The sequence below is a fragment of the Anaerotignum faecicola genome (assembly GCA_024460105.1).
Lineage (GTDB): Bacteria > Bacillota > Clostridia > Lachnospirales > Anaerotignaceae > JANFXS01.
Genome location: JANFXS010000270.1, coordinates 1 through 456 on the forward strand (window position 1 = coordinate 1; position 456 = coordinate 456).

General features: G+C 47.1%; 1 protein-coding gene. It reads right to left on the reverse strand.

All coding sequences use genetic code 11. The features are described 5' to 3' along the window. Positions 1 to 208: YdcF family protein (locus tag NE664_13905; protein ID MCQ4727728.1), on the reverse strand; the 208-nt coding region annotated here is incomplete at its 3' end. Between the last annotated feature and the right edge of the window lie 248 nt (positions 209 to 456).

Sequence of the window (456 nt, forward strand, 5' to 3'; positions counted from 1 at the left end):
CCGGCAGCCAGAGCGGCACCCGGTCCTTATGCTTCATATAATATTCCCAGCCCAATGCCAGAAACAGGCAGGCGGCTGCAAATACCATCCAGATAAAGGAAAATGAAGTGGTAAAACCCGAATAAATGACGATAACTACATAGTATATGACACAGGCTGCTGCCAAAAGCCATAAGATCCATGTCATGATTAAAACCTCCGCTTCCATCAGAGTTCAGACTCCGATAAGTTCGTGAGATACCTCAGTAAGTTCTCATAGTATACCATAATCGAAGATTTTCTACAAGAAAAAGCAGAAGTATGACGCATTGGAAGAGTACACAGAGGGGTACGAGGGCAGCCGCCATAAAGGAAGCCGCCAGATCGCGGATCAGATCTGGCGGCTTATCACTGCCAGGGAATGAATATTCCCGGCAGCCCCGGCTTTATTCTGCTTTCAACTACCTACTGTACTCC